Genomic DNA, 15,972 nt, shown 5'->3' with positions numbered 1-15,972 from the left:
TGGGTAATTAGTATAAAAAGGGGTGAAATGGAATCGGTTTTATCTTTTTATAATTTTTTTAGTAATTGATGTATCATCAATGGTGATCCTACAGAAGTATATGCCACTTGCTAATGAAGATGCATTTTTTTGCAGCTCAAATTGATGGTTTCCTTTATCAACTTTTTTATCAAATATAATTTTTGATTTTCCATAGACATTTATAAATTCTATTTTGATTTGACTTTTTTCATTATAAGTGTGCAATGCTATTATAGAATTTTCTATAATAGGGTTTGGGTAAATTTGAATACTATTACTACTCTGTGGATTAATACTGTTTAATCTTAATAAGTCAGGCTTTTCATCAAACCAAGTTCCATTGTAAAACCATCCATTTTTGCATCTGTTTAGATCAGATGTTTGCGATGCACCATTATTACTGAATATCAGATTAGCACAGGTAGTATTTGATAATGTATAACGATACCACCCATCTGCATCTGATAACATAGGTTCTCCAGGCCAGGCTGTTGATAATCCAGATGGTGTTACTTGCCAGAAATAAATGCTGGGTAAAGCAAAAGAATCAGATTTAAAATATATGGTTAAATCTTGATTCGGAGTGTCTTCTGGATTGCTATCATACCAAACACCATTATAATACCATCCATCACGATTTCGGGTAAGATCATCAGTTTTAGTACTTCCCTGATCATTAAACAAAAGGCTTGTACTCTCTACACCTTCAAAAATGTACACATACCAATCAGAGTTATCAATTCTGTTCATTGATGGTCCAGGCCAGTTACTAGTAGATAATACATTAGGAAACTCATTCCAATAGTGTACATTTACTTGTGACCAAGTAGGTGGTTTTTTAAAATAAACGTGCAATCCTTCAATAGCACCAACCCGATAATTTTTAGTAACGATATCTGATGCCGTACCTTCTTTATCATAAGTTATGGCATTAATGGTTGTAGATTCTGTAATGGTAAAAGGAGCACTGTATTGTGTGCTAGATATGGTAGGAATCGTTCCATTGGTAGTATAATATATATTATAAGGTGAACCCGCTCCTCCGGCACTTTCTAAGGTTACCCGGATAGGATCTTCTGAATTTGTAGTAGTAGGGTTTATAATTACTACAGGGGTACCAGGTTCATTAATACAATTCTCAAAAAAACCAGCTCCACAGCTTCCTATGATCCCTGGGCCATTTAGAACATAAATTCCGGCAGAACCAGATGTCACTGTAAAGTTTAATACTCCATTTTGGGAAGTAATTTCTCTACCAGTAACAGCATCGCGGTATAGGCCGTTAGTCATACCAGAAATACTGAAGGAGGCATCGCCATCTTTAGCTAGTCCAACAGCAACTTCGCTTCCCTGATAGACTCTTCGATATGATACAGCATTTCCAGGAGCTTCTTTCCACGCCCAATTTCCCTTTTGTAATGCTGGGATCGCTTTTCTCATAGCATTTAGTTTTTTTAAATGCTTGTATATTTTATGATTGCGAGCTTGCCCCATTACATCACCATAATAGGCTCTTCCAGTTTTATTAATAGATTCTCTAATTCCTGCGGCATCGTGAATATCATTAAATTCTCCTGCCTTAAATCTCATTTCGGTACCATAATATACTGTTGGAATTCCTCGCCAGGTAAACATGAAATTCATGCAGGCAGCTAGATTTTCATCAGATCCGCCATAGCGTCTATTCCAGTCATTATTTGGTCCAAAATCATGATTGTCTAACCAGGTGATTAGGGTAGAGGGATCACTATATAAATGATCATATCTTGCTGCTGCTTTTACAGTAGGGAATGATTGCCCTTCTTCAAAAGTACCGTGAAAAGTAGCTTCGCCAAAGAAATCAATAACGGCTAAGTCTAGTGGTGCCGAGTTGTTTACAGCTCCTCTCCAGGTGTAGTAATGAGGGTTGGTTTCTTCTACAGAATGGAGTTCATGACGCTTTTGAGCTACTTCTCCAAAAATGAATAAATTAGGGTTTACCGCTTTAAAAGCATCATAGAAATATATAATATCTTCTCTACTCATATGTTTCACTGTATCCCATCTAAAAGCATCTACTCCCATATTGATATATTTGGTATAAGCATTTATTAAATAATCTCTAACAACCGGACTTCCTGTATTAAGATCCGGAGTATCTCCGGCTAGTGCTCTGTTTTGTAAATTCTCGACATCATCAAAGCCTTGTGCAAAACCATTACCAGAATGATGATACCAATCCGGATCAGAAGTATCTACATAATTTTCCTTACTTGGAAAATTAAACGCAGCTAAGTTTTGATTATATGGAGGAGGCATTTTAGCAAGATTAGCTCTACTCCAGATAAGACCATCTTCTGGATTTGTAGTTATACCATCATATTTCCAGTTTGGATTATCTGGGGTAAACCAAGGTTTTGCAGGATCCGTATTATATTTAATCTCAGCAACGTCTTTTATACCAAAACGACCGGCATGGTTGGTTACTATATCTAATACAATTTTCATATCGCGGGCATGAATTTCATTAATTAAATCCTGAAATGTGGCTCCAGGAGATTCTAATCTTGGATCTACTTTTGTAAAATCCCAGGCATGATACCCGTGGTAGTCTAATGGGCTCCGATTATGCACAATGGGAGTTATCCAAATTGCCGTAAATCCTAAATCTTTGATATAGTCCAATTTTTGGATTAACCCTTTAAAATCTCCTCTCCAGGTAACATCATCAGGATCTGTGATAGCAGGGTTAATATTGGGATCAGAGTTATACGATGACCATTCTGTAGGAACATTGTTATCAGGGTCACCATCAAAGAAACGTGTTGTTATTAAAAAGTAAATAGTTTCTTCTCTAAAATCTGTTTGTGCCTTTAGTATATAGGAGCTGGATAGGGTAGTCACTAAGCAAAAAATACTTAGAATCTTGAGTAATGAGTTTTTCATGAGTTGTAGCGTTTGTGTTTTTATAAAGAATTACTGGTGTTTTTTAGTAAAAAAAATATGAATACAGCAATTTATAGAATAAATTATTGCTTATGCTGTATTATTTTTAACGCAAACGTTTTCGTGTTGATAAGATTTTAATTTAGAGAGGATTAGATGCGTTATAACCGTAAGAATAGTAACGATTACAGTATGACCATACCATTTCTGATTTAAAATTACCTATTAAAATTTGCTCTTTTTTTATTAGTGTATTTTAAAACCAGAAATGGGGTTTAATCATTAGAATTCCCCGAGGCAGAGCCTCGGTGGTCAAGAGGAAAGTTTGAAAACCTGATGTTTTCATAAAACTAAAAAATAAACTTTCTTCCTTTGAATACTCCGATGGCTCTGCCTCGGTGATTATTTATTTGTTTCGCGTTTGAAAGTAATAAGATTTTCTCTGATGAATACGGTATTGAAATTGTATTCTTTCTTAATCCAGTGTATTGTTTTTTTTGTGTAGAAAAATACGTGAGTAGCATCATTTTTATACCACCAGGTATCAAAGTTTATCGTGTCATTATATACGTTAGTTTTACAATATAAAGTTCCATTCGGGTTGAGTAAAGAACGTAAGAGTTTAAATTCCTTATCAGGGTGATAGAAATGCTCCATGACTTCACAGCAAATGATATAGTCATATGTAGTTTTGAGAGCTATTGTATTGGGGTCAAAAAAAGGATCAAATGTTTGAACATCAAATCCTTTATCTCTTAGCATCATTGTGACAACTGGTCCGCTACCACTGCCAAAATCCAATCCCTTATGAGTTTTATCATAGTCTATAACTACGGATTGGATAATAGGTGATACAAAACTTTGATAACCACTATCATTAACATCATTATGATGTGCATCGTATCGTTGTTTTTCTAATTGTTTAGAAAGATAATAAGATGGATGCAGTGATATACCGTCACATTGCACACATCTGGAATATGTTCGCTTATGGGTGACCGAAAAATCTCGGGTTTGTGAACCGCAAAGGGAGCAACTCATAAAAACTAGAGTTGCTTAATCTTCCTTAATTTTGCTTCCCAAACATTAAGACTTTCCTGATGTTTGGCAATATTCTTTTTAACATCTAATACCATTGGATTATCATCCTTTGCGTGTTTGAAGAACTGAAGATTATTCTCTAGTTGGCGGATTTCAGCTTTAACTTCATCTATTTTTTTACGGATAAAATTTTGTTCATTTCTCAGTACTCTATCATCACTCTGATTAGACATTGAACTAAGTTTGTTGTCATATTTTATCATTTCAGTCTCCTGGCGACTTAAATTAAGTTGCGAAAAAAGAGAGTCTAAGATTTTGTTGTAATCAGATTCTATGTTTTTCTTCTTATAAGGAACTCTTCCTAAGGTTTTCCAGATATTGATATTTTCTTTAATAGTTGTAAGATCAGTTTCCGGATCTCCAGATAGTTTTAGTGATTTGATATTTTCAATATGTGCTAGCTTTCTTTCATAAGCTTCCATCTCTTCTTTGTCAGCTTCATTTCTCTCTGCATGGATTCTATCAAAATACGAATTACAAGCATCTTTAAAACGTTTCCATATTCTGTCACTATCTTTTCTGGGGACGTGTCCAATCTTTTTCCAATCAGATTGAATCTTTTTCATCAATGGAGTCGTTACAGAAAAATCATCACTATCCTTATTGTCTTCTGCAATTTTGATCAATTCCATTTTTTTATTAAGGTTGTCAAATTGATCTTTTTTAAGACTTTTATAAAAAGCGTTCTTATTTCGATTAAATTCTCTAACGGCGCTTTTGAACTGACTCCACGTTTCTTCATTCACACTAGAAGGAACTTTACCTGCTTTAAAAAATTCTTCTCTAAGTGCTTCTATTTCTTTGATTTTTTGCTGCCAACCACTATGGTTTTTAGGATGAACAGAAGCTGTTTCAACAATCTTATCGATAATATCTTGTTTTACTTCAAGATTTTTTTCGTAAACTTTATCCTGATCTTTAAAGTGTTGTTGTCGATTTTCGTGAATTTGTTTGGTAAGCGCACTGAATTTCTCCCAGATCGGTTCTCTATATTCTTTTGCAACAGGGCCCAAGTCTTCTTTCCACATTTTATGAAGAATTTGTAATTCTCTAAAAGCTCTATTGACATCGGTTTCCTGAGCGAGTTCTGTGGCTCGTTCTATTATTTTGAGTTTCTGCTCTAGATTGTGCTTAAAATCAAGATCTCTAAAATCTCTGTTCAGGTGCAGGAAATCATAAAAATTCTCAGTATGGTGATGGTATGTATTCCATACAGTATTGTATTTATCTCTAGGAATTGGCCCTGCATTATGCCATTTTTCCTTGATTTCCTTAAAATGATTATAGGTCGTATTTATATTTTCTTCAATATTAAGAAGTCCTTTAAGTTCCTCAATGAGGTCTAATCTTTTTTGTAAATTAGCTTGTAGGTCTTTTTTGAGATTTTGGTAATATGCATTACGTTTTTCTTTATAATCAAAATAGACAGAATTAAATTCTTTCTTTAATGGAGTAGAGTAGTAGAAATCAATAATATCACCACCTTCGGTTAAAAACTCATCTTTTTTCTGTTCTGCCTCTTCATTAAATTTATCATTAAACTCGTTTTTAATTTCTTCAACATGTTCCTTAATCGCCTGAATTTTCTCAGTACTAACAAGATGGCGTAACTCTTTGATAAGTTCTTCTTTACTCATAGAGTGGTAGTCTTTCTTCTCTATATCATGACGTTCGAGTTTAGCCTCATCCTCACTGTCTTTTGCCACTGCCTCATCCATCTCATTCTGAATTTTATTACCAGATTCAGTAGTGGTTTTTGCGACTGTTTGTTCTGTAGTAGTGTCAGACTTTTCTACATCAGTATTAGACGCTTTATCAGGAATATTTTCCTCAACAGCTTTTTCAACAACCTCAGGAGTTTCTGTAGGTTCAGCATCTTTTAATTCATTATCATTAGTGCTAACTTCTGATGTCTCAGATACTGTGTTTTCAGTATTTTCTTCCAAAGTTTTGATCTTGTTTTCTTCGTTTCCATCTGCCTCGGGCAGGTTATCGTGTGTGGACATTGTGTGAATGTTTTTGTTTATCTGAGCTTAATACCTTTTTAACTTTTTAAATATAGTAATCAAAAAAACTTTTTCTGCTTTTATTATGAATAAACTTAAAATTTTAACAGGTATAATACATGAGACTAAGATACTAACATCTGGTATAAACTCAAAAATAATATGAGATTTTAGGGTTTTACCATATAAATTTATGGTAAAAGTTCGGTTTAAAATTGCTACATTATTGATTCCAGATTTCCCAGGATTTTTCTGCTTGTAAAATTAGCATTTGTAGTCCATTAGATACTTTTGCACCGTTTTCTTTTCCTTTTTTCATAAAAGTAGTTTCGTCAGGGTTGTAAATCAAATCATATAATACGTGATGTTCTCCTAGATATTCATATGGAATATCCGGATAGTTGTCTGTATTAGGATGTGTTCCTAATGGAGTACAGTTTATGATAAGTTTAAAATCATGGATGATATCTTCATCGATGTCGGTATAACTTAGCTCATTAAAGTCGGGATTTCTGGAAACAAAAGTATGATCAATATCTAAGGAGTTCAATGCATATGAAATAGCTTTTGAAGCTCCTCCAGTTCCTAAAATTAATGCTTTTTTAATTGAACTATTAAGCAATGGTTTTAATGATTTTGTAAAACCGTAGTAATCACTATTGTATCCTTTTAGTTTTCCATCAGGACTAATTTTTATTACATTGACAGCACCAATTTCTTTGGCAATAGGATCAAGATCATCTAAATAGGAGATTACTTCTTCTTTATAAGGAATTGTAACATTCATTCCTTTTATATCTTCATTTTGAAATACCGATTTTAGTGCTTCTATGTTTTGAAGATCAAAATTTTGATAGGTATTAGGTAGATTGTCTTTTTCAAATTTCTTCGAGAAGTAATTTCTCGAAAAGGAATATCCAATATTTCTTCCAAGTAATCCGTATTTGTTCATTTTGGTAAGGTTTTTATGGTTTTTTTACCGTACCATTCCAGCCACAAAACAATGGCAATTCCTATACAGATATAAAAGAATCCGATATATGTTGATGCCGAGGTTAAATCTGGCAGGTAACGGTCATAATTATCTAATATGGGGTTTCCCTGAGCATCGATCATTATTTCCTCTAGTTTATTTAATTTATAAACTTTGTTTTTCCAGGGCCAGACAACACCTAGTGATCCTGTAATAAATCCGATAATTGCAGCAAAAGTAGCATTCTTATAATGTTTTAAAACATAGCCCAAAAGATGTGATAATGTAACTAAACCTGTTATTGATCCTAAGCTAAAAACAAGTAAAACTTTGAGTAATCGTGTACGTTGTACATTATATATAAAGGAAAAATCCCATTTTATTAAGTCTGCGATTGTATCGTATAAGGCATTTACAGAATCGACTAATAAGAGCACGTAATTCCCGAAAAGGATAAGTATAAAAGAACCTGATAAGCCGGGTAGAGTCATACCGGATACGCCAACAATACCACAGAAAAAGACAAACCATAGATTGTCATTTTCATGTGCGGGATCCATAAGGCTAATGCTTACTCCGATAATAATTCCGATAAGGATAAAACATATATTACGCCTGCTCCAGTCATCAAAATCTTTTACGATATAATAAATAGAACCAATAATCATCCCAAAAAAGGAAGCCCATACATATAGTTCGTAATGCATAATGAAGTAATCCAATATTTTGGAAACACTAAAATAACTAATAAGCATTCCTAAAATGAGGAGCAAAAGAAAACGACCATTGATATATTGCCAGAAACTTTTAAATCTAAAATTGATAAAGAGTTTAAGAGCTTTTAGGTTTATTTTTTGAAGAGAATAAATAAATTCTTCATAAAAGCCAGCTACAAAAGCGACTACTCCTCCAGAAACACCAGGTACTTTATTTGCAGCACCCATAGCCAATCCTTTAATAACTAAAAAAAACTTATCACTAAAGGTTCTGGTATTTTGAGGCATATACTAACGTTCTTTTTTTGTAGCCAGACGCTCTAAAGTGAGTATTAATAAAAAACCAATACTGATAAAAAGAAGTACCCACAAAATTTGGGGTTCACCTTTAAAATGATTGGGTAATATACTTTTTTCGATAAAAGGAACTTGAAGACCTTCTGAGTTTTTTCTCCAGGAGATTACTTTTTTCCAGGGCCATAATTTGTTTAATGAACCAATCATAAACCCTGTGAGAATTCCTAAAGTAATATTTTTATGTTTAGAAAACATCCAGTTTAATACTTTAGAAAATATCTTTAGACCAACAATAGCGCCTACAGCTATGATTAAGATTTTATAGAATGCTTGCCAAATCATTTCAAAATTCATACTTGTTAATCCTTCTCTAAATTGATTTAAAATATCAATGAAGGTCTGGTAAGCTCCCAGAATTAATAAAATAAAAGCTCCGGATACTCCCGGGAGAATCATCGCTATGATAGCTATAAACCCACAAAATAGCAAATACCATAGACTTTCTGGGGAAGCTATGGGCTCGGCAATAGTTATAAAATAAGAAACAATTGCCGCCAGGATAATGCTTAGAATAACTTTTAGATTCCAGGCACTGATCTGTTTACCAATATAAACAATACTGGCCAATACTAATCCAAAGAAAAAAGACCACAATAACAAGGGTTCATTATGTAATAACCATTTAATGATTTTGGCAAGAGATAGAATACTTATTGCAATTCCTGTAAAGAGCGCGAGAAGAAACGATACGTTATATTTTTTCCAGGAAGCGATGAATCCTTCGTTTTTCCACACCTTAAAAAAAGCCAGGTCTAATGTATTTATAGTAGCAATTAGCTCTTCATAGATTCCTGAAATAAAGGCAATAGTTCCTCCAGAAACTCCAGGAACAACATCTGCTGCTCCCATAGCAAGTCCTTTTAATGAGATTACTAAGTAGTCCTTAAGACTTCGTTGCATTCTTTTTCTTTTTATATTTGTTATACAAACAAATGTATGTATTTTTTGAATGAAAATACGAACTTAAAAAGAACGATTTAGAAAGAATCAAGGGTGTCTCCTTCTTATTTTGTTTGTAACAAGATAGTAATAGCTACTAAGGTAATTATTTATATTCAGAAATGATGTTTTGTACTATGGTAAGGTTATATATTTTTTCAAATAACTCTTCAAGAACAATGATATACTCAACATCTAGTTCTAACGCTTTTCTAAGGTGGTATTCTCCTGTTGAGTATTCTCGTTTTTCATAATGCAGACCGGCAAGTCGATACTGTACTTCAGCATTTTCCGGATAAAATTCAATAGCCTGATGTATGTTTTGAATAGCAGCATCCGATTCTCCTATAAATCTAAGAATATCAGAGCGGTTTAACCAGGTTTCCAGTTCATAATTGCCAAGTTCTAATGCTTTTCTATAGCCGCGTTCTGCTTCTTCAAAAAATGCAAGTCTATTATTAATTTTAGCATATCGTTTCCAGTATAATACATTTTCTGAATCTATGCTGATAGCTTTATTCGTATAATATAGTGCTTTCTGATAATTACGCTTTCTCATATAGAAATCCGTAATTGCGATCCATCCTTTATCTAATAATGGATCTTCATGTACTGTCTTAGAATAATGCTGTATGGCAAGATCATCACTGCCTAATCGTTCAAAACATTTACCTATTCTCAATAAGGCAAAAGAGGTAGGGTCATCTAATTCTAAAGTAATTCGATAATTCTCGATAGCCTCATTATATCGCTTTAATTTTTCTAATACTTTACCTTTCTCCAGATAGGCACCTATAAAATATTCATCACTGATGATGGCAAAATCAAAGGCAGCCAGTGCTTTTTCATATTCTTTGAGATCAAAATATTGCTTACCTACCTGATGCCAAGCGACTTCGCAATAAGGGTTTGTATCTAAAAACATATTGAGATATGTAATAGCTTCCTCATGTTGTTCCAGAAAATCAAAGCAATAAATAATATTATACAAGGCAGAATAATCTTGATTATCTACTTCTAGACACCTCATGAAATTTTCTTTTGCATTTTCAAAATCATCCATAAAAAGATATTCCATTCCGATCAATGAATATACATCGGCTTCATCTGCTGTGTAGTCAAGAGCTGTGCTTAATAATTCTATTGCTTTTATATGGTCATTCTGTTTAGAAAGAATATTTGCTTTCTGGATATAAATTTCTTCATTTTCTGGTTCAATAGCGTGGAGTTGGGCAAGAAGGTTGTCTGCTTTATCAAGACGATCTTCAAAGACCAATACTTCTACACGTAACAATTTAAGGTTAACAGAAGATGGATGTTGAGAAAGACCTAAAGAGATTGCTTTCTTTGCCTTTGCAATCTTCCCGTTCTCCAGATAATGATGAATAATAGATTCAAATTCATCAGAATCAAAAAACTTAACATCATTAGATTTCAACATAGACTCATACCGAGTAATAGAGAAATTATTTTCTTCGAATTCGTCGCGACTAAACTTCATACACGTTGATTATAAGTGCTCAATAAATCGTAGAAGCCTTGTGAAAAACTTTTTATGTTTTCCTCAACTAAATATATAGTCTTACAAAATTTCTTTACTTAATTTATTTTTGCATTATTGATTTCCTCAGTATTAAAATTACAAATGAAATCGGGTTATACTACTTCAAAAATCAATTGTTTTTAACAAACTAATTAACAAAATACATACCATTAATGTTTAACGGATTAACTTTTGTTATATTTTAAAATTATTGAATAGAATTGAATGTGTAAAAGGATAAGTTGTATTCTTACAATATATGATTTTTATACAAATTACCCAAATTCATACGTATTCAGTTCTATTCTGTTGAATTCCATCTAGTATCTCAATAATTATCTGGCAACCTTCTTTTATTTCTGCCTCTGATATGGTTAAAGGCGGTGTGATTCGTACTGCTTTTGGTTCGAATAGTAACCAAAAAAGAATTAATCCTTTTTCCTGACAACCCAGAATAACTTCATTAGTAATGTCTGTAGACTCAGTTATTAAGGCGAGCATTAATCCGATTCCTCTTATTTCTTTGATCAAAGGGTGCACTAATAGAGTTCTAAAGATTTTTTCTTTTTTTAATGCCCCTGCCATTACGTCACTTTCTGTAATTTCCTGTAATGTTGCCAAAGCGGCAGCTGCTATTACGGGATTTCCGCCAAAAGTAGTAATATGTCCTAATTTAGGATGATCCTGGAACAGATCCATCATCGCAGCAGATGCTGTAAATGCTCCAATGGGTAATCCTCCTCCCATTCCTTTACCCATGACTAAAACATCAGGTTGTATATTATAGTTTTGGAATCCAAATAATTTTCCAGTTCTACCAAATCCAGGTTGTATCTCATCCAAAATAAGGATAGCTCCTGTTTGGTAACAACGTTCACGAACTTTTTTTAAGTAGTCATTTTTTGGTTCAATAAAACCAGCTCCTCCTTGTATGGTTTCCAGAATAACTCCAGCTGTTTTTTCTGTAATATAGCTTAAGTCTGATTCATTATTAAAGGAAATAAATGAGATGTCCGGGATTAGAGGTCTGAATGCCTGTTTTCTTTCTTCATAGCCCATAACACTCATAGCTCCCATAGTATTTCCATGATATGCGTTCTTGGCTGCTATTATCTGGCTCCTTCCTGTTGTTCTTCTGGCTAGTTTGAGAGCGCCTTCTATTGCTTCTGTTCCTGAGTTAGTAAGGTATGTTTTTTCTAAAGGGTGGGGTAGAAGGGATGCTAATAATTTAGTAAGTTCTACTGCGGGTTTTTGGATATATTCACCATAAACCATGACGTGTAAGTATTTATCTATCTGCTCTTTTACAGCATTTACAACTCTGGGATGTTTATGTCCCAGACTGCAGGCAGAGACTCCTGCTACAAAATCAAGATATTTTTTGTCATTGCTTGTATATATATAGCTTCCTTCTGCATAAGCTATTTCCAGTGCTAAAGGATGTGATGTTGTCTGTGCCTGATATTTATAAAAATCTTCTTTCACAAAGCAAATTTAAGTCAAATATTGAAGTATTTATGGCTTTACTAAAAATGATCAGGAGGTTGTATGTTTTGAAACTAGAGATAATGATTTATATTTTGTTTTTTTTACTATTGATACTGTCTTTTACTTTTTGATTATCCAGCGTTGTTACAGTAATACTATCACGTTCTCGGGCAGTCCGGCTCAGATCAGGGTCTGTAAATGCAGTTTTCTTTGCTTTTTTTTTCTTTTCAGAAGCGTTCTTTTCTTTATCAGATTTAGGTTTCTTTTTTGGTCCCTGTTTATTAGCAGGGATCGTATTTAATTCTTCATTTGTTTCCTTAAGTTCTGCATCCTCTAGTTTTTGTTCTAATAAACGAGAGCCTTCAGATTTATTTTCTTCTAAACGTTTTACGGTCTCTTCATCAAAGAAATCATCATCTTCTACTGGTAGTGGCAATCCTTTTATTTTAATCAACTTGGGAGGAGCTTCTCCTCTGAAAAGATCTTTTTTGCTTAGTATTTGTTCATCGCCTCTCCATTGAAAACCAGAGAGTTCCCTGGCACTCTGTGGTAAGTCAATTTCGCGATACAAGGTGCCATCCACATTTTGATAATAAAAGACATCAACTATTTCTCTTTGCTCCAGCAGAAGTTTTATAGAACTAGAGAGTACTTTATTGATCCCGATAAGTTTTAGTTCCCCCTCACTTTCTCGCTGATAAAAAATAGTTTCTGTGTTTTTGTCGATATCTATTTGATAAATCTCATTATCCTCAAACAGTCCATACAAGGTCTGTCCTTTAACTTGATTATACCCTGCTTTTAGGGTGTCTTCCTGGACGAGAAAAGCGTTTTGATATACAACCAGCGAATCTAGTTTTTCGGTTTCAGTATTAGATATAATTTTTATTGTGTCCCCTGTCATCTGGTTTCTCTGCGACCATAAAATTGGTTTGCCAATCATTTTGGTATAGCCCGATGTTTGATCAACATTAATAGAGTCACTTTTTCCACTCATATTACTTTTATAAATCCGTACATCATAAAACCCATTCATAATTCTTCTTTCAGGCTTACCCGTCACCATAAGCGTATCACTATGAATGTAGATGGAATCTTTTTCTTGTAGCGTGGCAGCCAATGCTCTTTTTGTTATAAAAACAGAATCTTTGTCTTTAAAGACTTCTGCATAATGCCCGGTGATTACAGATTGATTGGCAGTATCTAATACTTTAATATTATTAGTTGCAGAGGCAAACTGGATGGCACTATTGTAAAAAATGCTATCCCCAAAAACAGTGCGATTATCATAGTCAATACGCGAATTTTTTATTGCATATCCTGTTTTGACTTTTGTATCATAAAAACCTCGTTCGCAATAAAGAGTACTTTCTTTTCCTTTTACTGTGGATGGTCCATATAAATATGCGTGACCGTTCTCCTTGAAATAATCAAGGCGATCAGAATCTACAGTGTTTTCTGGATTTACAATTTTTACATTTGTATTAAAAGAAAACATACCTCTATCAATAAAATAGCGACCTATTCTACTGGTTAGTGTATTTGTTCTGGAGGAATCCTTTACTGTTCCTCCACTACGATAATAGGCTTGTTGGCGCAAACGGTCAAAAAATAAAGTATCTGTGCTTAGCGTATTTGATGGGGTTTCCATAAATACTTTTTCTCTGGCATATGCAAATTGCGTATTACCATTATACTCAGCATAATTACTGGTCATATTCAGCGTGTCGCCTTGTACCATTTTTACATTACCAAAAGCTCTGACAAATTTATCTTCGCTGTAGTGTACCGCTTGATCACACCAGATCTCTATCCCTTCATGCTTCATGTATACTTGTTTGTTCACCTTAGCCAAAACAGTAGCACCAGGGAAACGATTTTCGTCTTTAATAGTACGATCAGATTGTACATTTATCTTTTTACCTTCTTGCGCAAGCAGAACATTAGAAAAAAGTAAAATAAAGGCTAGATAAAAAAAAGTATTTTTCAAGTATTAGATATTTATTTGCAAAATAACGAAAATTGTATCTAATGATTGTAGCTCATTAGATAAAATAAAAACGTTGTTTCCTTATTTAATGACCTCATGTGTATTCTATTGTTGCATCTTGTAGTATTCTAATTAATACTAATATCGAAAAAGTTAATGGTTTTCTATCGGGGATAACGGATATCATAACTTAAATTTTATCAAATTACTTTAACCAGATTGAGATTCGATACAATGTTTACTTCTTTGTTAACTTGGACATTTTGGATTAAAAAGTCTAACTATGTGTCAGATTTTTTTCTAGCTCAGTGAGATAATTATGTCGCTTTTTATAATTAAAAAGTCTTCTTAAACCCTTTATTTATTACGGTTTTAAAGCATATTAGATGTGCGCAATTCTAAATAATTTATTTTTATATACATCTTGTGTGAAATATTTTTTGATTTTTTAACACTTTATATATTTATGTATCAGTACATTGCATTCTGTAACACACAAAGAGCACGATTAATGCTATGGGGATAGCATCATCTTAATTTTTATATTAAAGCATGTACTCACATTCTGATAAGTCTATGGGGGATTATTAAGAATAAAATATGGTTTCTTGAAAAATGAAGATAAAGGTCGTAGCACTATTGACTAAAAAATAATAGATGTTAATGAGAAAAAACCTTTGGGGGCTGTTTTTTTTCTTTTTTTTGAATACTGTGTTTTCTCAGGAAAAACGATTAGAAATAACAAGTCAAGTCAGAAAAGAATCTACATTCGTAAAAACAGGTGAAATTGATGTAAACGCAAAGAAAGAGAGTGAGGAAGAATCAGGAGATAAAGAAAATCTAAAGAATACTGAGGAAAGTAACTTCTTATTTAATGAACCAAGATCGCTAGAAAAAGAAACTGAAAATTTTAGAGTGGATATTTTAGAAATTAATTCTAAGTATTCTGATTATGCTCCAAGTTTTTATAAGGGAGAGCTGGTATTTGCTTCTTCTCGAAATAAAGGTAGATTGACTACCATACTTCATGACTTGAATAATCAACCTTTTTTAGATTTGTATACAACAAAACCTGCTACTAAGGGAGGGAAAAGTGTGATACGATTAAAAGGTAGCATAAATACTAAGTTTCATGAATCTTCTGCGATTTTTAGTAAAGATGGAAAAACAGTTTATTTTACAAGGAATAGTTATTCTAACAGTACTCCTGTAAGAAGCTCAAAAGGAATCGTTTTATTGAAAATGTATAGAGCGACTTATCATAACGGTAAGTGGATTGATATAGAAGAATTGCCTTTTAATAGTGCAGAATATTCGATTGCACACCCTGCATTATCACTTGATGAGAAGTTTTTATATTTTGCAAGTGATATGCCAGGTAGTTATGGTGAATCGGATTTGTATATGGTAGAACTATATAAGGATGGGAGCTTTGGAACTCCTCAAAATATGGGAAGTGTTATAAATACTTCTGGCAGAGAGACTTTTCCATATATTAGTGATAAAGGAAAATTATTTTTTGCTAGTGATGGACATCAAGGCTTAGGAGGTTTGGATATTTTTATGGCTGTGCCAACTGAATACGAAAAGATAAAGGTTTATAATTTGGGAGCACCAATTAATAGCTCTGAAGATGATTTTACATTTATTATCAACGAAGCAGATAAAAAAGGATATTTTGCAAGTAATCGCAAAGGAGGCAGGGGAGATGATGATATTTATAGTTTTGAACAGATAGGTCCTTTATTAGAATATCGTAAACGTATGCCAAAAGTTAAGAAAAAATTAGAGCAGCATATGAAGTTTAAGCCTAAGAAAGTAGAGACTACATCACTATAATATCAATATTTTTTATATAGTGAATAGGGCATAAAGCTTTTTACTCAATAGTACTACTAAAGTAAACTGCAAGA

10 protein-coding genes are annotated in these 15,972 nt (G+C 33.2%); 1 reads left to right on the top strand and 9 read right to left on the bottom strand.

Annotation, left to right across the window (positions count from 1 at the left end; genetic code table 11):
* Window positions 1-39 precede the first annotated feature (39 nt).
* From F0000_RS00995 to F0000_RS00955, 9 genes are all read right to left on the bottom strand, one after another.
* Window positions 40-2,946, bottom strand: coding sequence for an alpha-amylase family glycosyl hydrolase (locus F0000_RS00995; RefSeq protein ID WP_149622830.1), 2,907 nt, complete (start codon window positions 2,944-2,946; stop codon window positions 40-42).
* A 402-nt stretch (window positions 2,947-3,348) separates the two neighbouring features.
* Window positions 3,349-3,987 (bottom strand): class I SAM-dependent methyltransferase, encoded by a 639-nt coding sequence (locus F0000_RS00990; protein WP_149622829.1) that lies wholly within the window; start codon window positions 3,985-3,987, stop codon window positions 3,349-3,351.
* Window positions 3,988-3,992: 5 nt separating this feature from the next.
* The gene (locus F0000_RS00985; protein WP_149622828.1) at window positions 3,993-6,053 is read right to left on the bottom strand and encodes a DUF349 domain-containing protein; all 2,061 of its coding nucleotides are present in this window, start codon (window positions 6,051-6,053) and stop codon (window positions 3,993-3,995) included.
* Window positions 6,054-6,276: 223 nt separating this feature from the next.
* Window positions 6,277-7,005, bottom strand: coding sequence for a shikimate dehydrogenase (locus F0000_RS00980; protein ID WP_149622827.1), 729 nt, complete (start codon window positions 7,003-7,005; stop codon window positions 6,277-6,279).
* The gene (locus F0000_RS00975) at window positions 7,002-8,030 is read right to left on the bottom strand and encodes a DUF368 domain-containing protein (RefSeq protein ID WP_255452584.1); all 1,029 of its coding nucleotides are present in this window, start codon (window positions 8,028-8,030) and stop codon (window positions 7,002-7,004) included. Before F0000_RS00975 ends, F0000_RS00980 begins: the two co-directional genes overlap by 4 nt.
* 3 nt (window positions 8,031-8,033) lie before the next feature.
* Complete coding sequence (locus F0000_RS00970; protein WP_149622826.1) at window positions 8,034-8,999, bottom strand: DUF368 domain-containing protein; 966 nt, start codon at window positions 8,997-8,999, stop codon at window positions 8,034-8,036.
* A 145-nt stretch (window positions 9,000-9,144) separates the two neighbouring features.
* On the bottom strand, window positions 9,145-10,539 hold the full coding sequence (locus tag F0000_RS00965; protein ID WP_149622825.1) for a tetratricopeptide repeat protein: 1,395 nt from the start codon (window positions 10,537-10,539) through the stop codon (window positions 9,145-9,147).
* Window positions 10,540-10,866: 327 nt separating this feature from the next.
* Window positions 10,867-12,066, bottom strand: coding sequence for an aspartate aminotransferase family protein (locus F0000_RS00960; protein WP_149622824.1), 1,200 nt, complete (start codon window positions 12,064-12,066; stop codon window positions 10,867-10,869).
* Between the two features lie 88 nt (window positions 12,067-12,154).
* Window positions 12,155-14,059, bottom strand: coding sequence for an OstA-like protein (locus F0000_RS00955; RefSeq protein ID WP_149622823.1), 1,905 nt, complete (start codon window positions 14,057-14,059; stop codon window positions 12,155-12,157).
* Between the two features lie 663 nt (window positions 14,060-14,722).
* On the opposite strand from F0000_RS00955, the gene F0000_RS00950 reads away from it, so the two are divergent.
* Window positions 14,723-15,898, top strand: coding sequence for a PD40 domain-containing protein (locus F0000_RS00950; RefSeq protein WP_188111986.1), 1,176 nt, complete (start codon window positions 14,723-14,725; stop codon window positions 15,896-15,898).
* The last annotated feature ends 74 nt before the right edge of the window (window positions 15,899-15,972 follow it).

The organism is Aquimarina sp. RZ0 (assembly GCF_008370685.1).
Taxonomy (GTDB): Bacteria; Bacteroidota; Bacteroidia; order Flavobacteriales; family Flavobacteriaceae; genus Aquimarina.
Note: the sequence above shows the minus strand (reverse complement) of the source record. Positions and strands in the feature narration are given on the sequence as shown.